The organism is Thermosynechococcus sp. JY1331, from assembly GCF_031583475.1.
Taxonomy (GTDB): Bacteria; Cyanobacteriota; Cyanobacteriia; order Thermosynechococcales; family Thermosynechococcaceae; genus Thermosynechococcus.
On the sequence record NZ_CP134180.1, the window covers coordinates 734,600 to 757,884 of the forward strand.

Genomic DNA, 23,285 nt, shown 5'->3' on the forward strand with positions numbered 1-23,285 from the left:
CAAATTAAGGCAAAAAGCTCAGTGCTATTATAGTTGAATCCCTTTATACCGTCTTGGCATGGCGACGTTTCTTCGTCCAGAACTGAGCAACCTCCGCGCCTACTCCACCCCCAGCAGTGACTCCCTACCCCTAGAACTGGATTACCTCGATACCAATGAGTTTCCGTGGGATTTGCCCACTGCCCTTAAGGAGGCGTTAGCTCAACAGTATGTCAGCACCCTCGCCAGTCATCGCTATCCTGACAGTCATCATTGGCCTTTGCGGCAGGCGATCGCTCGCTATGTCAGTGAACACAGCCCAACGGAGATCTCCCCACACCAAATTGCGGTTGGCAACGGCTCCGATGAGCTAATTCGCTCGATTTTACTGGCCACTGCGATCGGGGGCTACGGTTCTATCCTAGTGGCAGAACCGACATTTTCCATATACGGGATCCTCGCCCAAACCCTAGGGATTCCCGTCCAGCGATCGCCCCGCGATCCTGACACCTTTGCCGTGCAAATTGCTGAAGCCAATACCCTCATTGCCCAAGCGGCTCCCCCCGTGCGCGTTCTCTTTATGCTGCAACCCAACTCCCCAACAGGGAACCCCCTAACCGCAGCGGAGGTGGACTGGCTACGGCAGCTTCCTGAGGACATTTTAGTGGTGATTGATGAGGCCTATTTTGAATTTTCGGGCAAGACACTGGTGGGGGACTTGGCAGCGCATCCCAACTGGTTGATTCTGCGTACGTTTTCCAAGGCCTTTCGACTCGCCGCCCATCGGGTGGGCTACGCCATTGGCAATGCCGAGGTGATTGCGGTTTTAGAAAAGGTTCGTCTGCCCTATAACCTGCCTACGTTTTCTCAAGTGGCGGCGCAGGTTGCCCTTGACCATCGGCCGGCGTTGCTGGCAGAGATTCCCACGGTGCTAGCGGAGCGGGAGCGCCTCTATGAACGGCTTCAGGGTTGCCCCCAACTGCGGGTATGGCCGAGTGTGGCCAATTTCCTCTTTTTCCGCTTGCAGGAACCGCAATACACCCAGCCCCTGTGTGATGCCTTGCGGCGTCAGGGGACTCTTGTACGGGCGATCGCTAGCGGCATTCGGGTCACCATTGGCACACCAGCGGAGATGGAGCGCTTTTGGCAACGGCTGCAAGCTTTTTTGCACCAGCTTTAGCTAATCGGACAAGCGGCCATTGGGCAGGACTGTTCCCCGCAGGGTTGCCGTGGCTAAAGACGTGTAGGTCAGTGTGGCACCCCGCAGGTTGGCGCGACTCAGGTTGGCTTGGCGCAATTGCACAGCCGTCAGTTCAGCATTGATCAGCTGAACTTCAATCAGCTTGGCATTGGTCAAATCCACGTTGGTCAGTGTGGCATTGCTTAAATCCGAGCCACTGAGATCGGCCCCTGCCAAATTCACATCTTCTAGGTTGACACCGCGCAAATCCAATCGCCGAAAGTCACGCCGCCCTTTGGCATAGTCTGCCAGCATTTGATCAGCTCTATTTTGATTAATGATGGCTGGGGCGTAGCGACTGAGAAAACCGTGTTTATCAAAGGCGTCTGAAGGTTGCCCCGAAGAAGCAGACATCACTAAAAGTAGGATCAGGGTTCTGATGATTTTACTATAGTTTAAGCCTAGGGCAGCGACCGTTTTTGGAACTCGTGGCCAAAGGGTCTAAGGAAAGTGGCATACTGCTATAGATAAGGAACCAATAGGGAGATAACGCTGTGGGACTGTTTGATCGCGTCAGCCGTGTGGTTCGCAGTTGGCTCAATGCGCTGGTGGGTGCTGCTGAAGATCCCGAAAAAATCCTTGAGCAGACCATGATTGAAATGCAGGACAATCTGGTGACCCTGCGGCAAGCCGTCGCCCAAGCGATCGCCTCCCAAAAGCGGTTAGAGCAACAGTTCAACCAACATCAACAGCAGGCGGCTGAGTGGGAGCGCCGTGCCAAAATTGCCCTGCAACATGGGGATGAGCAACTAGCGCTTGAGGCCTTGAGTCGCAAAAAAACAGCACTGAATGCAGCCATGGCTCTCAAAGGGCAATTGGAGCAGTCCGTGACCCAAGTGGAAGCCCTCAAAAAACAAATGCAGCAGCTTGAAAGCAAAATCGCGGAAGCGAAAACCCGCAAAGAAATGCTGGTGGCACGGGCACGGGCAGCCAAGGCCTCAGAGCAACTGCAACAAACCTTTAGCAGCCTCAACACCAATGCCCCCATGGCCGCCTTTGAGCGCATGGAGGAACGGGTTCAGGAAATGGAGGCTCGCTCCCAAGCCGTGGCTGAACTCAATAGCGATACCCTCGAAGCCAAGTTTGCCGCCCTCGAAGCCGGCAGTGTGGATGACGATTTGGCACGGCTGAAGGCAGAATTGGCCAACCCGCAACTGTCACCCAGCAGCACCCCTGCCTACGATCCAGAGTTGGAAGCCCTGCGGCGGGAACTGGAGAAGAACTAGTTATTTTCCATGGATCTCCTGCGATCGCTCCCTTTGGGGCTATACCTTGAACAACCGGTGACTTGGCTGCACCGCCTTGATCCGCGGGTTAAGTTGGCATGGTTGATGACGTTTCTGTTGGCACCTATTTTGGCGGATGTCAGTTGGCGGTTGGGGCTAGTGGCCAGTTTAATTCTCCTGACCCTCCTAGGGGGGATTCCCGCACGGGTGTGGCGGCGGCAACTGCTGTGGCTCCTCTTGGTGGGGAGTTTAATTCTAGTCATCACGGCTTTGATGCCCGATGGGATGGCGGTCACCTATCAACCCCGCCGCCCTTTGGAAGCCACCGCTCCGCCCACGAGTTACAGTTATATCCTGTGGCAGTTTCGTGCCCAAGTGGGTCAGTTTCCGATTCATCTGCAAGTTTCCCAGCGATCGCTGGATTTGGGGTTACGCCTGAGTACCCTCCTGTTTACGCTCCTTTACAGTACGCATCTGTTTTTGCTGACCACTGCCCCAGAAGAAGTCACCGCTGGCTTGGAAAATCTGATGCAGCCCCTGAAACGCTTTAAGCTGCCAGTGGCCGAAATTGCCCTGACCTTGACGCTGTCGCTGCGGTTTATTCCCTTGGTTTTAGAAGAGGTGCAAAACCTGAGCCGCTCAGTGCGGACGCGTGCCATCAATTGGCGACTGGTGGGCATTAAGGGCAGCATCAAGTTGTGGCTCACCTTAGCAGTACGGCTGTTGGACAATTTACTCCTGCGGGCAGAACAGGTGGCCTGTGCCATGCAGGTGCGGGGCTTTCAAGAACCGGGAACCTACGATAATCCCTGGCACCATCTGCGACTGCAGCGGCGAGATTGGTTGGCTCTGGGGGGCATGGGGTTATTTTGGTTGGTTCGTTTGGGTTGGTTGGGGGTGACACACCATTGATGTTCCCCTGTCAGCCGTGGCTATGGTGCTGTTTGCCGCTGCGGCGTCGCACGGGTCGCGCTATTTTTCAGCAATTGTTTTTGACTGAGCCGATTGCCGTTTTACTGGAAAGCCCAGCCCAAGCCCCGACTCCCCAAGCGCGCTATTCCATTTGTGCGGGGTCACCACGGCGCGATCGCCAGTGGCCACTCTCCTTGGGTCAAGTCCTGCCGACGCTACAACGCTTTCCCCAATGTGAAGCGGTTCCTGAAGCGGTGCGCCATCTGCCCTTTACTGGTGGCTGGTTGGGATGGCTGGGGTATGAGTTGGCGTGGGAAATTGAAGCCCTGCCGCCTCTGAAGCCTGATCCTCTCCCTTTTCCAGTGGCCTTTTGGTATGAACCCCAAGCCTTCGCGGTTTTAGATCATCAGGAAGATCTCCTCTATCTAGCAGCTTCCACCGAGGCAGAGTTAACCCTTCTCCAACAGAGCCTAGAGCAAACGTCCCCTGCCCTTCATCTGCCCCTACCCGATCGCCCCGGCAGCATTGAACTAGCCGCTGGCTGGCAACCCGATACCTACCAAGCAGCGGTGCGGCAGATTCTCCGCCATATTCGTGCCGGGGATATTTTTCAGGCCAATCTGTCGGCCCGCTTTTGCCATTACGGGCGCGTTGATCCTTGGCAACAATACCTGCGGCTGCAGCAGATTAACCCGTCTCCCTTTGCCAGTTTTTGGCAGACCCCTTGGGGCTACATTGTCAGTTGCTCACCGGAACGCTTGGTGCAAGTGCAGGGAGATAGGGTGCAAACCCGACCCATTGCTGGTACCCGTCCGCGCGGCCAAACCCCAGCGGGCGATCGCGCCCAGGCCGAGGAACTCCTCAGCAATACCAAGGAACAGGCAGAACACATGATGCTCGTGGATTTAGAGCGCAATGACTTGGGGCGAGTGTGCCAGTGGGGCAGTGTGGTGGTGGATGAACTCCTAACGCTGGAGTACTACAGCCATGTGATTCACTTGGTGAGCAATGTTCGCGGCACGTTGCAGCCGGGGCTGTCTCCTGTGGATGTGATCCGTGCCCTCTTTCCCGGTGGCACGATTACCGGCTGTCCCAAGGTACGCTGCATGGCAATTTTGGCCGATTTGGAACCCTTTCCCCGCAATTTGTTCTACGGTTCCTGTGGCTACTGGGATCAGCGGGGGCATTTGGACTTGAATATCCTCATCCGTACTCTTTTGGTGGCGGGCGATCGCCAGACGACTTGGGGGCAAGTGGGCGCCGGTATTGTGGCCGACAGTGATCCAGAGCGGGAATGGCAAGAATCCCTGAGCAAAGCCCAAGCCCTACTCCTTGCCCTTGGGACACCTACGCCCATCAGCCCCCGTTCCTAGACTCCCTCCATCAGAGCGTGCCATTCAATTACCACAGCCGCAGGCACAGCAATCTCAATCCCCTGCTCCTCTAGGGGCGGACGCAGTACCAAGGGTTCACTCTGGGGCAAGCGCGGTACAAGGGGCAACAGGTCAAACTGTCCCACATTGGCAACGGAGTCTGCCTTGGGAAAGTCATCTACGGCTGTGAGGGTTTGACCCTTCGCCGTGATCAAGAGCAAGGGATCGGGATGGCGAAAGTGGTACTGCTCGGGAAACCCCACCAAGCGTAATTGCAACTGGTCACGACGGGAAAAGAGAATCACCTGCCACGTGAAGCCACGATTATCGCGCAACTGATGCCGCGACTGCACCACCACTTGATTGGGAGCCTCTTCAATGGTGCGAATCATGGCAGGGCTACTGGGGGACACCGCTAGCCACAGGGGAATGACGAGCAGGATCACAAGTAACCAACCCTGCCAACGTTTCATTGAAGTTCCTCTCTAGGGTGAGGTTTGGCGTGCCTGTTGAATTTGCGGAATCGTCACAGCGTACATGCCCCGCAGATCACCAACACGGAAGCCATAGGCGCGATCGCTGGGATATTTTTCTTGAATAAAGGCAGGCCGCCGATTTTTCGCCCCATGACAGGCAAGGCAACTGACTTGGACATCAATGCGACGGAAGTAGTGCACCCCTTCAGCATCGGTTTGCCAAAAGGCTTGGAGTTGACGATTGTTATCAAAGCGATTGAGGGCTTGCACTTCCAGCGCTGTGCGCGGGGCATGGTTGGGGTTGCGGTACTTGAGGGCTACCTGACGCAGTTGCCAGCCATTGGCAGCAGCAATTTCCTTCGCTTTCTTGCCCACGGGGGCACAAACAGCCTTAAAGGTGTCAAGGGTGGGTTCGGTGGTACTGCCCTCTAGGGTAGAGGCAAGACCAATGCGCATTTGATCCAATTGTTCAATCGCAGTTACGGCTTTCCCCAGTTCATCGGGATTCACACTGGCCAAGGTGGCCGGGGAATTCTGGAGCCATAGGGACACCATCAACAGACCCATGAGAAAGATGCGCACCATAGAAATTGCTCCTTTATGAAATTTTGTCAATGTTTCTCTATCAAACTTTCATAGTTGGTTGCTGCTCTGGGAACACGGTGGGTTGAAGGGGACGCACAAGGGAGAGGCCAAAGAAGAGCCGCAGTCCCCACTGTTCAAACCAAGGAACACTTAGCCCCCATCGCATTTTCAGCAGGAAGTAGCGTTCAAAGGCGGCCTTGACCCAACTCACCCACAATCCTTGAATGGCGTAGGCCAAGCGGCGCTTCTGCCCGAGGGTCTCAGGAATCACAGGAGCGGCAATATAGGCAATACCCGTGTCGCCAAAGTCGGCAAAACAGAGGGCATCCAGTGTCGGCACCACAGGCTCAGCCGCTAATTCCCCAAGGGCAACGGCAATGTTGTGGCTCGCAGCCATCGCCATCTCCTCGGTCATTTGACCCGTCTTGGGCAAGCCCATAGGCACAGGGGTGACTTCTATCGGCGGCAGGTGAACACTAATACCGACCCCATAGATTTCAGGATAGTCGGGGTGCTGAAGGGTGGGCAGCAGGGGCAAAAATCCCTTTTCATTGCCAAGACCCGAGGCACGCACAAAGGCTGGCCCGCGAAAAGGTGGCAAAATCATGCTGTAGCCAAAGGGGATTACCCGTCCATCCCGCAACAAAATCCGATGCGGCTCAATGGCCGTGATCTCGGCATTTGTGATGGTTTCAATGCCCCGCTGTGCAATCAGGTCTAGGGTGAGTTGATCACTGTTGGCCAAGCCACCAATCCCCAGATGGCCAATGTAGGGTTCAGGGGTAATGAATGTCATCTTGACGCGATCGCGCAACCGATGACGCCGCAGGGCATACTCCGCCAAAAACAGAAATTCATAGGCAGGTCCAAAGCAACTGGCTCCCGGCGCCGCACCCACAACTAAGTCCTTGGGGTCTTTGAGGAATGCTTGCCATGCTCGATGGGCGGCAACTGCGTGGGCGGGGGTACACACGGAATGACTGTGAACGCCAAGGCCGGGAATCAAATCGAGGGCGAGTTCTGCCCCTGTGGCAATCACTAAATAGTCGTAGTCAAGGGTTTGCTCAGGCAAATAGACTTTCTTAGCTTTAGGGTCAATCTGCTGAACTTTGCCTTGCACCCATTGCAACCCATGGCGACGGCTCACGATCCCTAGGGGTACTTGCAGGCGTTCGAGGGAATGGTGTCCGAGGGCAACTGCCACTAGTCCTGGAATAAATGTAAAGCGATCCACATCGGAGACCAACACCACTTGATGGCGATCGCCCAAACGATGCCGCAATTCGTAGGCTGTGGGCAATCCGCCAATGCCCGCCCCAAGGACAACCACCCGTGCCATGACCGTGTCCTCTGTAAGTTTATTTAATTAACTATATGGTAGTATAAGAAGATACAATTGGCTACAGCCGTCTGTGCTAGGGAGAACCCCAGCGTCGCGCTGTATTGATCCTGTGGCCTTGTCGCGGCAGCCGTTGGGACTATACTGGAAAGAACACGACCTGTTGGAAGCTCATCGGATGAATAGTTGCGTCCTCTTTGCAGAAGTGATTCAAGCGCCAGAACTGCGCTACACCCAAGAAAATCAGATGGCGGTGGCCACAATGGTGGTGCAGTTTGCTAGCCTGCGCAGTGAAGAGCCACCCATGAGTTTGCGAACAGTGGCGTGGGGCAATTTGGGGCAAAAAATGCAGGCAGAATGCAAAGTGGGCGATCGCCTGATCTTAGAAGGTCGGCTAAAAATGGACACCATTGACCGCCCCGAAGGTTTCAAAGAAAAACGCGCCGAGTTGGTGGTAAGCCGCTTCTACACCGTTGAGGGCAATATTGTGGATCATCCGGCACAGCCGGCAACCACCCCCATGGCCACACCCGCAGCCACTGCACCTGTCACACCGAAGGTGGCACCCCCACCCCCCGAACCCGAAGATATTAACCTAGATGAGGTACCTTTCTAGGGATTGCAGTTTTTAACATGGACAGATCCTCTCACCTCATCTGAAATTCCGCCCTGTATCCTCTCTACTAAAATTAAAACATTTGCCCTCTCTTACAGTACCGTCGGGCATCAGAACAACAAATGCTTCAATCCATGAGCTATGCATACCCTCATGATAAGGCCATGCAGCCGGAGCGTAACCAAAGATGACCTTTGCAACTGTCGGACAGGCATCAAAAATTCGCCTTGCATAGCTAGCACGTAGTCGAGGACTATTGCTAAGGTCTCGGACTTTTGCGTCTATAAGCTTACTGCGTCCGCCGTATAAAGCAATCCATGCATCCACATTACGACTTAGAAAAGGTGTGTCTACTAGTGGATACTCATCTCTAACCCTTCCCTGAGCGGGGATGCCTAGTCGCTCGTATATATCTATTTCGAAAGGGAGTGAGATATTTTCAAGAAGGATAGGCTATACTCAAAGCGTCATGAATGTTACTCAAGAATATGAGCTATAGCTTGGACTGACGAGAGCGGGTTGTCTCCTACATCCAGCAAGGCGGCAAAATCAGTGAAGCAACTCAAATCTTTCAGGTCAGTCGCGCCACCATCCATCGCTGGCTGAAGCGAGAGGACTTAGCGCCCACGGTTGTCCCCCGTCGTCCTTGGAAACTGGATTGGGCGGCCTTAGCAGCCGATGTTGCTGCCCATCCCGATGACCGTTTAATCGACCGTGCCCAGCGATTTGGCGTCCAAGTTTCCACCATTAGTTATGCCCTCGCCCAGATGGGCATCACTCGAAAGAAAAACAGATGCGTTACCAAGAAAGGTGTGAGGCAGAGCGACAAGCGTATCAACAGCAGCTCGACACATGGGTAGAGAGCCATGGGGAGGAAACGGTGGTGTCTATCGATGAGAGGGGGTTTGACTCTCGAGTGGAGTGTGAGTATGGGTGGTCAGCGCGAGGCCAACGAATTGATGGAGAGCGAGTGGGAAGGCGTCAGAAAAGAGAGAGTTGAGTCGCAGGACGGTATAGATACTAGAAAGACTTCATCGCCCCAATGCTGTTTTCAGGATATTTGAATGCGTTAGGGTTTGTGAGCTGGCTGAGTCAATACTGTTTGCTAGCGTTAGAGAAACGTTCGTTGTTGATGATGGATAATGCACCGATTCATCCAAAAGGGGCGATTCAGGCAGTGGTGAAAGCGGCGGGTCACGAGGTGTTATTTTTACCGAAATACTCTCCTGATTTGAATGTGATTGAGCACAACTTTAGTGCGTTGAAGCGAGCGCGGATGTATGCAGGGTCAAACAGTTCGATTGATGAGGTGATTCGCAAGTATTATGCTGGATGATGTCTCATTCTTGATTAGAATTGCTATAAACTGCAACAGCCAATCATCGGTACTGTGGTAGGCCGTTTCTAAATCTTCAAGGGCAAAGGGAACTTCTAGGGCAGCCATCGCATCCGTTGCGGCAGCACGGACATCCGTTTCGCTGTCATGGAGCAGGCGATCGCGCAACAGGTCATGGGCTTGATTGAGATTGACGTGCCCAAGGCTGGCAATTTGACTCACCGCAGTGTAGCGGACACGGGAATTTTCATCTTGGCTGAGGGGTTGAATGAGCCGAAAGGCATCGTTGGGGTCAAGGCTACGCAGTTGATTGATGCCCCGCAGGCGATCGCCCAGCAAGGCAAATTTAACCAGTTGACAAGGCCATGATTTTCCTGATAGTCTAAAAATCGCTCAAAAATTGGGACTGTAGTTCAATCGGTTAGAGCACCGCCCTGTCACGGCGGAAGTTGCGGGTTCGAGCCCCGTCAGTCCCGTTAGTTTTTAATCAGAAAGTTATCGTTGGGCTTGGCTACCATACATGGCCTGTAGAACCACGGCAGGGTTGACCAATTGCCCTCGGTGGCGGAGCGTCCAGTGAAGGTGAGGTCCGGTGGTGCGGCCTGTCATGCCCACTCGACCAATACGTGCCCCCGTGGGTACCCGCTGCCCCTCTAGGATGAAAATGCCACCGGCGCGATCGACCATGGCTCGTCCTTGCGGGGTCTGCTCAACCCGCCCCATCATGTGGCAGTAAACGTGTTCCCAAGCCCCCGATTGAATTCGTACCAGTGTGCCACAGGCGGTGTGATCGGAAACTTCAATCACCTGCCCGACCCACCAATTACGGATATAGCTCCCTTGAGGAGCGGCAAAATCAAGGCCATTGTGAAATTCGGTCGTGGGTTCCCCCGTGGGCGATCGCCGGTAGCCAAAGGGAGAGGTATAGCCTTGGAAATTTTCCACAGGAAAGGAAGCATCGCTCCAGCGGAGTGTCCCTGCACCAGTATTTTGGGAGGGTTGACTGAGTTGGGGAATTGCAACCGTGCTACCCAAGGCGATCGCCAGTGCTACACTGATTCGCTGCCAATGCATATCAAACTCCTCACATCTTTTTTGGCCTACGGCCTTAGACCGTTATTGATGCACACCGTTCCCCATTGTAGGGACGTAGGATATTTTCAGGTGATGGGAAAATCAAAATGGCTACTCACAAACCCCAGCAACCGGCTGAAGTGACTCAATCAACCCTGCGCGATCGCCTGCGAGCCGAGGCAGCCGCTCCCTATCGGGGACTACGGCGCGTTTTCTATGCCGTTTTTGCCGCTTCCGGCCTCATGGGTGCCTTTATCCTTGGCCTCAAGGGATTGGCGGGCACCGCTGGTAACGATTTGGTGTGGAATCTGGCATTACAAATCGGAGTGGTTGCCCTGATGGTTGCCCTCTGGCGCTGGGATCGCGGCTAAACTGCTTGAGCGAGCAAAAAGCGATCGTGGCCACTGAGATCCCGAAGAATTTCCACTCGTTCATAGGCTTGGCTGGCCATTGCTAGCGCCGCCACAGCTTCCCCTTGGGTTGCCATCAATTCGATAAAGAGCCAGCCTTGGGGCTGAAGATACTCTGGTGCCGTCTCAACAATCTGACGAATCGCCTGCAAGCCATCCGCACCACCATCGAGGGCAATAGGGGGTTCATGGCAGCGCACCTCAGGTTGGAGAGTGGCTACTAGGCGGGTGGGAATATAGGGAGGATTACTGACAATGCCCTGCACCTGCCCTTGCAGATGGGTAAGGGGGGCAAACCAACTGCCAACATAGCAACGCACGCGATCGCCCAAAGCGTACTTTTGAATATTGACTTGCGCGACCTCTAGGGCCTCAGGACTGCAATCGACAGCATGAACAACCACTTGAGGAAATAACCGCGCTAAGCGGATGGCGATCGCCCCACTCCCCGTACCCAAATCCAGCCAATGCCCCTGTTGGTGCCAAGGGGGTACCGTTACTGCCACCACTTCTAGGAGTTCCTCTGTTTCTGGCCGAGGAATCAACACACTGGGGGTGACAACTAATTCCAGATCGTGCCAGTGAACCGTACCAATGAGATATTGCAGGGGAACCCGCTCCTGCCAGCGGCGTTGCCAACGCTCTTGGAGTTCTGCAAGGGGCAGTTTTAGAGGAATCTCGGGCGGAAAGCGGCGCAGGGTGATGTCAAGGGGACTCAACTGTGTGAAGGCACTGAGAAATTGTTTTAACTCGCGTAGGCCACTCTCGCGCTCAGGGGCTGGAATGATCGCCTGTGCCCAGTGCCACCATGCTTGGAGTGCCTCGCTACTCACGAATATATCTTGACCCTTGTTTTCTGAGGATACTCGTATCAAAATAGCCCTAGAATTTCTAACTGTGCCTTATCCACTGTGGCAGATTTTCAGGAACAGCTTCAACGTCTGCAAGAGCAACTGCAACGGGCGCAGGCGCGAGCAAATGAACTGCCGTCACTGGTTCCTGAACCGCCCCAACCGCCTGTAGATCCCGAAGCCCCGGAATGGGCGGACGAACGGGCACGGATTGAGGCTCGCGTGCGCAGTGAAACCTCTGTTGCCGAACTTCAGGCACAACTGATTGAAGCCCTCTTGGACAATGAACGGCTACGGCGTGCCCTAGAGGAGGAACGGCAAAATCATGCCCGTACCCGTGAGGGACTCATTACCGCCTTGGGGGATGCTTTGGATACCCTCAAACAGCGGCGGCGATCGCCGAACCCCCCTAGGGACTAGGCCACAGTGCTACACTTAAACCCACCAGCACCAGACTGCCCCCCGTCATCACTGCCGTTGTCGGCACCTCACCAAAGAGCAGCAGGGCAAAGAGACTCGCAGCAATCGGTTCTGCCAACACCAGAAGAGTTACCCATGTAGGGGAAAGCCAACGCACCCCCCAATTGAGACTGGTGTGCCCCACCAACTGGGGGATCAAAGCCAGCAGGAGAATCGCACCATAGAGCTTCAGCGGCCAACCTCCGTAAGTCAGACCCAGCAGTGGCGGCAGGGGCAAGAGAACCAAGGCAGCAGTGGCATAGGCCACAAGGGCGTAGTGGTGAATCGCCAGACCCGCCTTTTGAGCCGCTTGACCACAGATAAAGTAGGCACTGACCGCCCACGCCGCCGCGATCGCCAGCGCATTTCCGAGTAGGGGGTTCCTTGCCACAGCACTCGTCGGTTCTGCCGTCCCAATTAGGGCGCTGCCGCCAAGGGCGATCGCCATGCCCACCCAAGCACGGGGTTGAAGGGTTTGTCGCTGCCAAAGGTACCCGACGAGCGCCGACCAGATGGGCGTTGTGGTCACCAATGTGGTTGAGGCTGCCACCGAGGTGTAGTGCAGTGAGGTGAACCAGAGACTAAAGTGCGCCGCAAGGGCAACCCCAGCCGCCAGTGCCCAACGCAGATTTTGGCGAGTCAGGTCTAGCCACGGCCACGTGTAAAGTTGCGGGATCAAAAAGAGAGCAGCCAAACTCAGGCGACCACTGGCCAAGAAAATGCTCAACCCCACGGTCATGCCTAGGGAATCGGTGGCTAAATCAGCAACACCCCAACGCACCAGCACAGCAGCTGTAGAAACCGCCAACACGCCCACGCCGAGGACAAGGGCAATTTGCCAATAGGGCGGTCTATTTACCGACATCGGGAATGACGACGGGAGCCTCACCATCTAAACCAAAGGCTGTATGCACCGCCCGCAGCGCCCGCACCCCCTCCGATTCTGCCACCACACAACTCACGCGAATTTCCGAGGTAGCAATCATTTGAATGTTGATGTTTTCACGGGCAAGGGCCGCAAACATTTGGGCAGCAATCCCCGGACGGTGGATCATCCCCACACCAACAATGCTCACTTTGGCGATCGCCGTATCTATGAGGATGTCGCCGTAGCCCAATTGGCTCTGAACCCCCTTGAGTAGTTCCGTGGCTCGCTCGGCATCGGCAGAGGCCACCGTAAAGGCAATATCGCGGGTCATCACACCCCCCAAGGAACGCGATCGCTGGGATTGGATAATCATATCCACGCTAATGGCGGCATCCGCAAGGGTCTGGAAAATTGCCGCCGCCATACCGGGGCGATCGGGCACATCGCGAATCGCAATCCGCGCCTGCTTGGGATCAAGGGCAACGCCCCGCACCGCTGGGGCATCGGGGGTCTCTTGGGGGACAGTGGTGGCGGCTTCCACATCAAAGGTTTGGGAGAGAACAGCGATCGCTCGACCTGCATCCGCTGCGGCCACTGTACAACTGACATTCACTTCAGAGGTGGAAATCATTTGTAGGTTAATGCCCGCTGCCGCCAAGGCCGAAAACATCTGAGCGGCCACCCCCGGTCGGCCAATCATCCCGGCACCGGTGATACTCACCTTGGCAATGTCGGCATCCACGAGCACATCCGTCTCTTCAACCCGTGGATTCAAGCGGGGATAAAAGGCCACAGCAACAGCCTCGGCTTGTTTAAGAACGCGCTTTTGCACGGTGAAGGCAATGTCGTTCGTCTGACCTTCGTGAATGGATTGGATAATTAAATCCACATCAAGATTTTGCCGTGCCAGTTCGCCAAAAAGCTGTGCCGCAACGCCGGGGCGATCGGCCACCCGCAGTAGTGCCACCTTCGCCTGATCCGTATCCAGCGCCACCCCATCCACAGGTTTGCCCAGTTCCAGATTTTCCACGGGACGCGGCGGCCGCGACGGTGCAATGACACGGGTACCGGGATCATCCGTCCAACTGGAGCGCACCACCAAATCCACGCCATAGTTGCGGGCAATCTCCACGGCGCGGGGGTGCAAGACCTTGGCTCCTAGGCTCGCCAACTCCAGCATTTCATCGCAGGTAATCTCACTCATGAGTTGGGCATTGGGCACCAGTCGCGGATCCGTGGTCAAAATGCCGGGGACATCGGTGTAAATTTCGCAGCAATCCGCCCGCAGCGCCGCCGCCAAGGCCACAGCCGAGGTATCGGAACCACCCCGCCCAAGGGTGGTGACTTCAAAATCCGCAGCAGCAGTAATCCCCTGAAAGCCGGCCACAACCACCACTTGTCCTTCTTTGAGGTGCCGTTCGAGGCGCTGGGTTTCAATGTGGAGAATGCGGGCACGGGTGTGGGCCGGTTCGGTGACAATGCCCACTTGGGCACCGGTGAGGGAGATGGCGGGTTCCCCCAAGGCATGGAGCGCCATCGTCAACAGGGCGATCGAGACCTGCTCCCCCGTGGAAAGCAGCATATCCATTTCCCGCTGACTGGGGCGATCGCTAATGGCATAGGCCAGTTGCACCAAGCTATCCGTGGTTTTGCCCATGGCCGAGACCACCACCACTACCTGATGTCCCGCTGCCACAGTTGCCTTGACTCTGCGGGCTACCGCTTGAATGCGCTCGACACTACCGACGGACGTGCCGCCATACTTTTGTACAATCAGTCCCATGGGCGTTCTAAAGAGAATGCTGTCCTATTTTATATTTAGGGCGGTGATTCTTGGCTGTGGCTGATCCAGGGCGCTAGGGAACTAAAAAATCGCTGTTAAACTGGAAATTAGAACTGAATTTCGGAAACGGGTGCCGATGAAATACGCTCAACGCCTTTCCCAACGGCTGAGTCAACTGGCTTTGGTCGTGGGTCTCTCGTTAGCTCCCACTCACATTGGTTTAGCGCAATCGAGCAATAACAACACCGTTTCCTACAGTCAATTCCTCAATGCCCTCAAGGCGGGTGAAGTCAGCTCCGTCGAACTCTATCAGGAACAGGGGCTAGCCAAGTTTCGCCGTAAAGATCAACCCGAACAATCTCCCCCCCAAGAGGTACGGCTCTTTGATCGCAATCCTGAACTTGTAGAACTGCTGCGCCAAGTGAGTACCCGCTATGACACGACGGTGCGGGTGGTGCCCTCTAGCAGTGATGGAGCGGTGGTTGGCGTCATTTCTAACTTGATGCTGGGCTTCTTTCTGCTGATTTTATTCCTGATGATTTTGCGGCGGGCGAGTAATGCCCCCGGCGGCCCTGGGCAGATTCTTAACTTTGGTAAATCCCGCGCCCGCTTTCAAATGGAGGCACAGACGGGGGTGACCTTTGGCGATGTGGCTGGGATTGAAGAGGCCAAAGAAGAGCTGCAGGAGGTTGTGACCTTTCTCAAGAATTCAGAGAAATTTACCTCCATTGGTGCCCGTATTCCCAAGGGGGTGCTGCTAATTGGGCCACCCGGGACGGGGAAAACGCTTCTTGCCAAGGCGATCGCCGGTGAAGCCGGGGTTCCCTTCTTTTCCATTTCTGGTTCTGAATTTGTGGAAATGTTTGTGGGCGTCGGTGCCTCCCGTGTGCGGGATCTCTTCAGAAAGGCCAAAGAAAACGCCCCTTGTCTGGTGTTTATTGATGAAATTGATGCCGTCGGTCGCCAACGGGGTGCCGGCATTGGCGGTGGCAATGATGAGCGCGAGCAAACCCTCAATCAACTCCTCACCGAAATGGATGGCTTTGAGGGCAATACCGGCATTATTGTCATTGCGGCAACGAACCGCCCCGATGTTTTGGATGCTGCCCTCCTGCGTCCGGGCCGCTTTGACCGCCAAATTACCGTGGATTTGCCCAGCTACAAGGGACGCCTGCAAATTCTCCAAGTCCATGCGCGGCACAAGAAAATTGCTCCCGAGGTGTCCCTAGAGGCGATCGCCCGCCGTACCCCCGGCTTTTCGGGTGCCGAACTGGCCAACCTCCTCAATGAAGCCGCAATTCTCACTGCTCGGCGTCGCAAACCGGCCATTACCAATGCGGAAATTGACGATGCCATTGATCGCGTGACGATTGGCATGACGCTCACTCCCCTCCTCGACAGCAAGAAAAAGTGGCTGATTGCCTACCACGAAGTGGGTCATGCTCTACTGATGACGCTCTTGAAACATGCGGATCCCCTCAATAAAGTGACCATTATTCCCCGGTCTGGGGGCGTTGGCGGCTTTGCCCAGCAGATCTTTGATGAAGAGCGGGTGGATAGTGGCCTCTATACCCGTGCATGGCTCCTCGATGAGATCACCATTCTATTGGGGGGGCGCGCTGCCGAAGTGGAAATCTTTGGCGATGCTGAAGTCACCGTGGGTGCCAGTAGCGACTTGCGAGCAGTGGCCAATCTGGCGCGGGAAATGGTAACCCGTTACGGCATGTCGGATTTGGGACACTTAGCCCTTGAAACGCCGGGCAACGAGGTCTTTCTGGGTCGAGATCTCATGCCGCGCGCTGAATATTCTGAAGCTGTGGCCGTGCAAATTGACCACCAAGTGCGCGAGATTGTTATGCACTGCTACGAGATTGCCCGCAAACTGATCCGCGAGCATCGGGTGGCCATTGATAAGCTGGTGGAGCTGCTCCTTGAGAAGGAAACCATTGACGGTGATGAGTTCCGTGCCTTGGTGCGCCAATATACTACCCTACCTGTCAAAGAACCCACTTGGAAGGCGACAGCGACACCAGTATCCTTTCGTCAGGGTGCCCAGCCGTCCTAGGCAAGGAGGCAACGGTGAGCCACGAGCGGCAGGCAGTCCGCCACCTGTTAGTCCTCGAAGACAGTGAGGGGCGGCGACCTATTTTGCTAGAGGCAGCCACTTATTCCATCGGTCGCGATCCAACGAATTCAATTGTGCTTCACTCGAAGATGGTCTCACGGCAGCACGCGATTTTGTTACGGGTGACCAGTCCTGAAACCAATAGCCATCTTTTTCGCCTCATTGATGGTGATTTGCAGGGCAAGCGCAGTACGAATGGCACTCTGGTCAATGGCCAGCGGATTGTTGCCCATGATTTGCGTGGCGGTGACATGATTGTGTTTGGCGGCGATGTGCGTGCCCGCTACTTGACCTTGACGAACATGACGGATACGGAGTTTCAGGATTTTTGCCGCAGTACCGATGTCTTAGGATTTCTCTCCAAAAGCACCAATCCCTTTGCAACACTTGTCCCCCTCAGTGAAGGTAATATCGAGAATTTTAGTGAAGCGGCCTTAGTGCGCTTGGCCTCCTATCCGGAGCTGACGCCCAACCCAATTTTGGAAGTGGATTTAGAGGGGAGGGTGACGTATCTCAATCCAGCGGCAGTGATGCAGTTTCGGGATCTACAGCAACAGAAGTTGACTCATCCTCTATTGCTGGGATTGCCGGAACTCGCACGCTACATGAAGCAAACCCAAGAAAAAGTGCATGTGCGGGAGGTGGAGTACCAAGGGCGCATCTACGAGCAATCCATTCACTACATCTATGAAAGTGAGCTGATCCGCAGCTATGTCATGGATGTCACCGATCGCAAGCGAGCCGAGGAACAACTGCGCAACCAAGCCCGCCGTGAGGCCATCATTAACCGCATCATTCAAGCTATGCGTACCACCATGGTGGCAGCGGAAGTTCTGCAAATTACCGCTGATTTACTCCTAGAAGCCTTGGGATCGACCCTCTGCCTGATTACGCAAACCCATGCGCCCAATAGCCCTACCTATGCCAGCCGTCCTCAATTTGTCAGCTTACCTAACCACTTGATTGCTCTCAACCAGCAGGCGATCGTCCTCTTTGAATCTACCCTTCGCAGCGGTGAACAGGTGGTCTTAGCTGCCAGTCGCCCAGATCTGCCAGAGCCGCTGCAAACGGATCTCAGAACCTTAAATGTCAATGCCTTGGTGATCACTCCCCTAGTTTACCTTGGCCAACTCCTCGGCCAAATTACGCTCCTCGATTGGGAGTGGGAACCCAGTGAGGCAACGTCCGTTTTGGCAAGCGATCGCCAGCTTTGGCAACAAACCCTGCCCAAGTCTTGGACACCAGAAGATTTAAGCCTCGTCAAAACCATTGCCGATCAGTGTGCCCTCGCCATTCACCAAGCGCAGCTTTACCAACAGGTACAAGAACTCAATGCGGATTTGGAGCGCCAAGTGCGCGCCCGTACTGCCGAACTGGAACAGAAAATGCAGGAGCTAGAGCGGCTCAATGCCATTAAGGATGATTTCTTGAGTACCGTTTCCCACGAGTTGCGTACCCCCATGGCCAATATGAAAATGGCCATCTATATGCTGAAGCAATTTGCCACCGACGATCGCCAGAAACGCTACCTCGACATTCTCGCCAATGAGTGCAACCGCGAAACGGAATTGATCAATGATTTGCTGGATCTGCAACGCCTAGAGGCAGGGCGCAGCCAGATTCAACAGGAGGTGATTGATCTCGACAGTTGGCTGCCCTCGGTGCTCGAACCCTTCCGCAACCGCATGCAACAGCGGCAGCAATCCCTTGAGATTTTGCGCCCCGCCACGTTGCCGCCCCTCCTCTCCAACCGCCATGCCTTAGCCCGCATCTTGGCAGAGTTACTCAACAATGCCTGTAAGTACAGCCCTGCTGGCGCACAGATTGTTGTCCGTTTTGATCCAATCGGGGGCGATCGCCTGCAAATTCAAGTGAGTAATCCCTCAGAGATTCCTAGTGAGGAGCTACCGCGCATCTTTGAAAAGTTTTATCGCATTCCCAATGCCGATCCGTGGCAACAGGGGGGAACGGGTTTAGGCCTTGCCCTCACCCAAAAACTCGTGGAGCAATTGCAGGGTGAAATTAGCGCCGACAGTGAAGCGGGCATTACCACCTTTACCCTCAGCCTACCCACTGCATCAGGTGATCCCGCTGCCTGATAAAATAGGGTGCTAACGTTCTTAGGGTGCCATGACCCTTTCGCGAGTCGCTTTAAGTAGCCTACAGCAAGACCTTGAACAGTTAATTCGTCGCTTGGATAGGGTGCCCCACGGCGACGTGATTTACCAAGCCCTGCAACTTTTTCTGGATATTGCCGATGAGGAACTGGAACGACTAGATTGGAAGATTCTGCGTTCCTGCCTGCGGGATATGCACCAAGCCCTGCGGGTCTTTGCCCCCTATCGCCATACCCGCAAAATTTCGATCTTTGGATCGGCACGCACTCCCTCCACGGCGCCAGTCTATGAAATGGCGGTGGCCTTTGCCCAAGCGGCGAGTGCCACGGGGTTTATGATTATCACCGGTGCCGGGGGTGGCATCATGGAGGCTGGCAACAAAGGGGCAGGCTCCAATAAGTCCTTTGGCCTGAACATTGAACTCCCCTTTGAGCAGGGGGCTAACCCCTATATTGAAGGGGATCCGCGTCTGATTCACTTCAAGTACTTCTTTACGCGCAAGCTCTTTTTGCTCAAGGAAACCGATGCCATTGCTGTATTTCCCGGTGGCTTTGGCACCCAAGATGAAGCCTTTGAATGCTTGACTCTCTGTCAAACGGGCAAAGCCCCCCCTAAACCCTTGGTCTTGATGGACATTCCCGGCGGCACCTACTGGCAGCATTGGGATCGATTTATTCGTGAAGAACTGGCAGCCAAGGGACTAATTAACCGTGAAGATCAGGAACTCTACCGCATTTGCACCAGTGTTGAGGAGGGGTTGGCTTACCTCAGTGGCTTTTATCGTGTCTATCACTCTAGCCGCTATGTGGGCGATCGCTTGGTGCTGCGGTTGAACCAAGACATTAGTGATGCCGCCTTGGCAGAACTCAATCGCGATTTTCAAGACATCCTCGTGTCGGGGCAGATTGAACGCGCTGAACCGTTGCCTCGGGAAGTGGAAGACGAGCAACCCATTAACCGTCCTGCCTTGACTCACACGCTCCACCTGCCGCGATTGATCCTGCACTTTAACCAGCGGGACTACAGCCGTCTTTACCAACTCATCTATCGCCTCAATGGCTTTGCCACGGCGGAAACTGTGTACCATCCCGAACGCAAATAGGCGATCGCCCCCAGATGACCGTTTTTGATCACCCTTAGAGATACATACGCCCATGATCGAACGCTATACCCTTGCCCCAATGGGGAATCTCTGGACGGATGCCTACAAATTAAAAACATGGCTCGATGTTGAGATTGCGGTCTGCGAAGCCCAAGCCGAACTGGGACATATTCCTGCTGACGCCGTCGCTGAAATCAAAGCCAAGGCCAAGTTTGACCCCCAACGGGTGCTGGAAATTGAGGCAGAGGTAAAGCACGATGTCATTGCCTTCCTCACCAATGTCAACGAACATGTTGGCGATGCCGGCCGCTATATTCACCTTGGCTTGACCAGTTCCGATGTCCTCGACACCGGTTTAGCCCTGCAATTGGTGGCCAGTCTGACGCTGATTCAAGAGCAGTTGGAGCAGCTCATTCAGGCAGTACGCCACCGTGCCCAAGAACATCGCTATACGGTGATGGTGGGACGCAGTCATGGGATTCATGCCGAACCCATTACCTTTGGGTTCAAACTCGCGGGTTGGCTGGCGGAATTGCTGCGCCATCGCGATCGCCTGTGCCAATTGCAGCGCACCGTGGCCGTAGGCAAAATTTCGGGGGCAGTGGGCACCTATGCCAATGTGGATCCGCGGGTGGAGGCGATCGCCTGCCAAAAACTCGGTCTCCAACCCGATACCGCTTCAACACAGGTGATTTCCCGCGATCGCCATGCCGACTATGCCCAAACCCTTGCCCTCTTGGGAGCCAGCCTCGAGCGCTTTGCTGTTGAGATTCGCAATCTTCAGCGCACCGATGTCCTTGAAGTCGAGGAATTCTTCTCGAAGGGACAAAAAGGCTCCTCTGCGATGCCCCACAAACGCAATCCCATTCGTTCCGAACGACTGACCGGTCTAGCGCGGGTGCTGCGGGGGAATGCTTTGGCTGCCCTTGAAAATGTTGCCCTCTGGCATGAGCGGGATATTTCCCACAGTGCGGTGGAACGGGTGATTTTGCCCGATAGCTCGATTCTCAGCCACTTTATGCTGGTGGAAATGACTGACTTGGTGCAGACGCTGCAGGTCTATCCCGAAAATATGCGCCGCAATATGAACTGCTACGGCGGTGTCATCTTTAGTCAGCGGGTGCTCTTGGCGCTGGTGGAGAAGGGGCTGAGTCGCGAAGCTGCCTATGCCTTGGTGCAAAAACATGCCCATGCCGCGTGGAATCAACCCAACGGTGACTTTGCTGCCAACCTCAAAGGGGATCCAGAGATTCAGCGCTACCTGACACCAGAGGAACTCGAGGCCTGCTTTAACCCTGAACATCACCTCAAGTACCTCGAGGAAATTTACCAGCGGTTGGGAATTTAGACCGCATTGAGGTAGGCTTCGAGGTCGCTAATCCGAAAGAGCGATCGCAGGGGTATTCCTTGAGCGGCAAAGGCAGCTTCCCCGCCCGCTTGGCGATCGACAATGGCCAGAACCTCATTGACCACATAGCCTGCCTCTTGGAGCCGCAGCACCGCCTTGAGGGCAGACCCCCCCGTCGTGATCACATCCTCAAGCACCGTAACCACCGCCCCTTGGGGCAAGGGAGGACCTTCAATAAAGCTCATCGTGCCGTGGCCTTTGGCTTCCTTGCGCACAATCAGCGCTGCCCGATCCTGCCCGTGCACATTGGAGAGCACGCTCACTGCCACCACCAAGGGATCCGCCCCAAGGGTGAGACCCGCCACCGCCACCGCTTCAGGGGCTAACTGCGCCAAGAAGAGCCGCCCCACAAGGTAAGCGCCCCGCGCTGATAGGGTCACGGGTTTGCAGTTGATGTAGTAGTGGCTTTTTTGGCCAGAGGAAAGGATAAACTCGCCGGCACGGTAGGCATCGCGGCACAGAAGCGCCAAGAGTTCCTGACGCAGGTCAGCAAGGGAATCGTGCATAGTGTTCTCCACAGTTAGGGGGTTGAGCCAGCGGGCACGCGAAACCAATGGGTGGTGCCGTCCTTTTGATCCACGAGTTTGACCCCTTGAGCCAAAAGGAGATCCCGCAGGCGATCGCTCTCCGCATAGTTCTTGGCTTGGCGGGCAGCGGTGCGAGCAGCAATTAACTCTCGAATCTCCTCATCGGTTAGGCCAACCGTTGACGCAGCTTGTGCCTCTGCTTTTGCCTCTAGACCCAAAACCTGAGCAAGAGTGACTAGGGTGTGCCAGTCGCGGCTGATTTCAGCGGGCGATCGCCCCCAGTCTCCCCCGTGGAGATAGCGATGCTGCTCACGATTCAGGACTTTGGCCAGTTCAAAGATGACCGCTAGAGCTGCTGCGGTGTTCAAGTCCTCATCCATAGCTTGACAAAAGGCTTGGGTAGTGGGGTGAGCTTTGACCCCCTCTGGATCAATGACGGGCAGGGAGAGCTGCCGATTGAGCTGTAGCGCCTCCTTCAGGGTTTGCCAGCCCTTGGCAGCGGCGGTCAGTGCCTCTGGCGTAAAGTCCAAGGGTTTGCGGTACTGAGCCTGCAAAACCAACAGGCGCAAGGCCATGGCATCCACCCCCTGAGCCAGCAGATCACGAATGGTTGTGAAATTCCCCAAGGACTTGGACATTTTCTCTGTGTTGACGGTAACAAAGCCGTTGTGGAGCCAAAATCGGGCTAGGGGCTGTTGCGTCACCGCCTCCGATTGGGCAATTTCATTCTCGTGGTGGGGGAAAATTAAATCCATGCCACCGCAATGAATATCCACCGTTGCCCCAAAGGCCTGTCGCACCATTGCCGAGCATTCAATGTGCCAGCCGGGGCGCCCTTTACCCCAAGGGGCTTCCCACGGGTCATAAACAGCCATTTCCTCCGGCTTTGCGGCTTTCCAGAGGGCAAAATCAAGGGGATGGCGTTTGCGCTGCTCCTCCTCTTCCTCAATGCGGCCACTGGCACCGGCCATGAGTTGCTCAAGCTGGCGCCCGGAGAGCTTGCCATAGCTGGGAAATTGTGCCACGGCATAGTAAACATCCCCGCCGGCCACATAGGCATAGCCGCGATCCAGTAGCCCTTGAATGAGGTGAATAATTTCTGGAATCACCTCTGTTGCGCGGGGATAAGCAGTGGCAGGTAGGATATTCAAGGCCGCCATGTCCTCGTGGTAGGCGGCAATGTAGCGATCGCTCACTGTGGCCATCGTCTCGCCGTTTTCATGGGCGCGGCGCAAAATCTTGTCATCAATATCGGTAAAATTTTGCACATAGTGCACCACGTAGCCCAAGAACGTGAGATAGCGGCGCAGCACATCCCAAGCCACATAGGAACGGGCGTGCCCCAAATGGCAGTAGTCATACACCGTGACACCACAGGCATAGATCGTCACCCGCTCTGGGTGCAGGGGCGAGAAGGGTTCAAGGCGGCGAGACAGTGTGTTGTACAGATGTAAGGGCACAGAAACACCCCGCAAGGAT

22 protein-coding genes, 1 tRNA gene and 1 pseudogene are annotated in these 23,285 nt (G+C 55.2%); 13 read left to right on the forward strand and 11 right to left on the reverse strand.

The genetic code is table 11. From position 1 onward, the window contains the following. Positions 1-58 precede the first annotated feature (58 nt). The gene (locus tag RHJ31_RS03465) at positions 59-1,159 is read left to right on the forward strand and encodes a histidinol-phosphate transaminase (protein ID WP_302677376.1); all 1,101 of its coding nucleotides are present in this window, start codon (positions 59-61) and stop codon (positions 1,157-1,159) included. On the opposite strand, the gene RHJ31_RS03470 is transcribed toward RHJ31_RS03465, so the two are convergent. Further along, the gene (locus RHJ31_RS03470; RefSeq protein WP_302677377.1) at positions 1,160-1,573 is read right to left on the reverse strand and encodes a pentapeptide repeat-containing protein; all 414 of its coding nucleotides are present in this window, start codon (positions 1,571-1,573) and stop codon (positions 1,160-1,162) included. A gap of 140 nt (positions 1,574-1,713) precedes the next feature. Between RHJ31_RS03470 and RHJ31_RS03475 the strand changes: the two genes are divergently transcribed. From RHJ31_RS03475 to RHJ31_RS03485, 3 genes are read left to right on the forward strand one after another with little or no spacing between them, the layout of a single operon-like run. Then, a complete protein-coding gene (locus RHJ31_RS03475; RefSeq protein ID WP_206200417.1) occupies positions 1,714-2,445 on the forward strand; it encodes a PspA/IM30 family protein in 732 nt (243 codons plus the stop codon). A 9-nt stretch (positions 2,446-2,454) separates the two neighbouring features. After that, on the forward strand, positions 2,455-3,357 hold the full coding sequence (locus RHJ31_RS03480; protein WP_302677378.1) for an energy-coupling factor transporter transmembrane protein EcfT: 903 nt from the start codon (positions 2,455-2,457) through the stop codon (positions 3,355-3,357). Next, a complete protein-coding gene (locus tag RHJ31_RS03485; protein WP_399375693.1) occupies positions 3,255-4,730 on the forward strand; it encodes an anthranilate synthase component I in 1,476 nt (491 codons plus the stop codon). Before RHJ31_RS03480 ends, RHJ31_RS03485 begins: the two co-directional genes overlap by 103 nt. Here the strand turns inward: RHJ31_RS03485 and RHJ31_RS03490 are convergent. From RHJ31_RS03490 to RHJ31_RS03500, 3 genes are read right to left on the reverse strand one after another with little or no spacing between them, the layout of a single operon-like run. After that, the gene (locus RHJ31_RS03490; protein ID WP_302677380.1) at positions 4,727-5,203 is read right to left on the reverse strand and encodes a DUF3122 domain-containing protein; all 477 of its coding nucleotides are present in this window, start codon (positions 5,201-5,203) and stop codon (positions 4,727-4,729) included. The two genes, RHJ31_RS03485 and RHJ31_RS03490, sit on opposite strands and share 4 nt — an antisense overlap. Before the next feature lie 12 nt (positions 5,204-5,215). Next, positions 5,216-5,791: a DUF3365 domain-containing protein gene (locus RHJ31_RS03495; protein WP_302677381.1), complete on the reverse strand. Its 576-nt coding sequence runs from the start codon at positions 5,789-5,791 to the stop codon at positions 5,216-5,218. A 40-nt stretch (positions 5,792-5,831) separates the two neighbouring features. Continuing rightward, complete coding sequence (locus RHJ31_RS03500; protein WP_302677382.1) at positions 5,832-7,130, reverse strand: NAD(P)/FAD-dependent oxidoreductase; 1,299 nt, start codon at positions 7,128-7,130, stop codon at positions 5,832-5,834. A 178-nt stretch (positions 7,131-7,308) separates the two neighbouring features. Here RHJ31_RS03500 and RHJ31_RS03505 point away from each other — a divergent pair, with 178 nt between their 5' ends. Both RHJ31_RS03505 and RHJ31_RS03510 read left to right on the forward strand, forming a co-directional pair. Continuing rightward, a complete protein-coding gene (locus tag RHJ31_RS03505) occupies positions 7,309-7,746 on the forward strand; it encodes a single-stranded DNA-binding protein (RefSeq protein ID WP_206200411.1) in 438 nt (145 codons plus the stop codon). Between the two features lie 530 nt (positions 7,747-8,276). Then, a pseudogene (locus tag RHJ31_RS03510) lies at positions 8,277-9,082 on the forward strand (IS630 family transposase). Here RHJ31_RS03510 and RHJ31_RS03515 read toward each other — a convergent pair. Continuing rightward, entirely contained in the window at positions 9,035-9,421 is a 387-nt protein-coding gene (locus RHJ31_RS03515; RefSeq protein WP_302677383.1) for a HEAT repeat domain-containing protein, read from the reverse strand. The pseudogene RHJ31_RS03510 and the gene RHJ31_RS03515 sit on opposite strands and share 48 nt — an antisense overlap. A 63-nt stretch (positions 9,422-9,484) precedes the next feature. On the opposite strand from RHJ31_RS03515, the gene RHJ31_RS03520 reads away from it, so the two are divergent. Further along, positions 9,485-9,558: transfer RNA gene (locus tag RHJ31_RS03520), tRNA-Asp, on the forward strand. Positions 9,559-9,577: 19 nt separating this feature from the next. Here RHJ31_RS03520 and RHJ31_RS03525 read toward each other — a convergent pair. After that, on the reverse strand, positions 9,578-10,156 hold the full coding sequence (locus tag RHJ31_RS03525; RefSeq protein ID WP_206200409.1) for a M23 family metallopeptidase: 579 nt from the start codon (positions 10,154-10,156) through the stop codon (positions 9,578-9,580). A gap of 107 nt (positions 10,157-10,263) precedes the next feature. Between RHJ31_RS03525 and RHJ31_RS03530 the strand changes: the two genes are divergently transcribed. Next, complete coding sequence (locus RHJ31_RS03530; RefSeq protein ID WP_149819902.1) at positions 10,264-10,527, forward strand: DUF3493 domain-containing protein; 264 nt, start codon at positions 10,264-10,266, stop codon at positions 10,525-10,527. Here the strand turns inward: RHJ31_RS03530 and prmC are convergent. Next, on the reverse strand, positions 10,524-11,399 hold the full coding sequence (gene prmC / locus RHJ31_RS03535) for a peptide chain release factor N(5)-glutamine methyltransferase (RefSeq protein ID WP_302677384.1): 876 nt from the start codon (positions 11,397-11,399) through the stop codon (positions 10,524-10,526). The two genes, RHJ31_RS03530 and prmC, sit on opposite strands and share 4 nt — an antisense overlap. Before the next feature lie 78 nt (positions 11,400-11,477). Here prmC and RHJ31_RS03540 point away from each other — a divergent pair, with 78 nt between their 5' ends. After that, positions 11,478-11,837 (forward strand): hypothetical protein, encoded by a 360-nt coding sequence (locus tag RHJ31_RS03540; protein WP_302677385.1) that lies wholly within the window; start codon positions 11,478-11,480, stop codon positions 11,835-11,837. Here RHJ31_RS03540 and RHJ31_RS03545 read toward each other — a convergent pair. Both RHJ31_RS03545 and RHJ31_RS03550 read right to left on the reverse strand, forming a co-directional pair. Beyond that, positions 11,827-12,741, reverse strand: a complete 915-nt coding sequence (locus RHJ31_RS03545) for a DMT family transporter (protein WP_225901586.1) — start codon at positions 12,739-12,741, stop codon at positions 11,827-11,829. The genes RHJ31_RS03540 and RHJ31_RS03545 overlap by 11 nt on opposite strands. Further along, entirely contained in the window at positions 12,728-14,527 is a 1,800-nt protein-coding gene (locus RHJ31_RS03550; RefSeq protein ID WP_206200405.1) for an aspartate kinase, read from the reverse strand. Before RHJ31_RS03550 ends, RHJ31_RS03545 begins: the two co-directional genes overlap by 14 nt. A 136-nt stretch (positions 14,528-14,663) precedes the next feature. On the opposite strand from RHJ31_RS03550, the gene ftsH reads away from it, so the two are divergent. The 4 genes from ftsH to purB are packed head-to-tail and all read left to right on the forward strand — an operon-like array spanning position 14,664 to position 21,219. Beyond that, a complete protein-coding gene (ftsH, locus tag RHJ31_RS03555; protein ID WP_206200404.1) occupies positions 14,664-16,592 on the forward strand; it encodes an ATP-dependent zinc metalloprotease FtsH in 1,929 nt (642 codons plus the stop codon). 14 nt (positions 16,593-16,606) lie between these two features. Further along, positions 16,607-18,751 (forward strand): ATP-binding protein, encoded by a 2,145-nt coding sequence (locus RHJ31_RS03560; protein WP_206200403.1) that lies wholly within the window; start codon positions 16,607-16,609, stop codon positions 18,749-18,751. Positions 18,752-18,782: 31 nt separating this feature from the next. Then, positions 18,783-19,871, forward strand: a complete 1,089-nt coding sequence (locus tag RHJ31_RS03565; RefSeq protein ID WP_206200402.1) for an LOG family protein — start codon at positions 18,783-18,785, stop codon at positions 19,869-19,871. Positions 19,872-19,923: 52 nt separating this feature from the next. Next, positions 19,924-21,219, forward strand: coding sequence for an adenylosuccinate lyase (gene purB, locus RHJ31_RS03570; RefSeq protein ID WP_206200401.1), 1,296 nt, complete (start codon positions 19,924-19,926; stop codon positions 21,217-21,219). Here purB and pyrE read toward each other — a convergent pair. Both pyrE and cysS read right to left on the reverse strand, forming a co-directional pair. Next, the gene (gene pyrE, locus RHJ31_RS03575) at positions 21,216-21,785 is read right to left on the reverse strand and encodes an orotate phosphoribosyltransferase (RefSeq protein ID WP_302677386.1); all 570 of its coding nucleotides are present in this window, start codon (positions 21,783-21,785) and stop codon (positions 21,216-21,218) included. The genes purB and pyrE overlap by 4 nt on opposite strands. Positions 21,786-21,799: 14 nt before the next feature. Continuing rightward, positions 21,800-23,266: a cysteine--tRNA ligase gene (cysS, locus tag RHJ31_RS03580; protein WP_302677387.1), complete on the reverse strand. Its 1,467-nt coding sequence runs from the start codon at positions 23,264-23,266 to the stop codon at positions 21,800-21,802. Between the last annotated feature and the right edge of the window lie 19 nt (positions 23,267-23,285).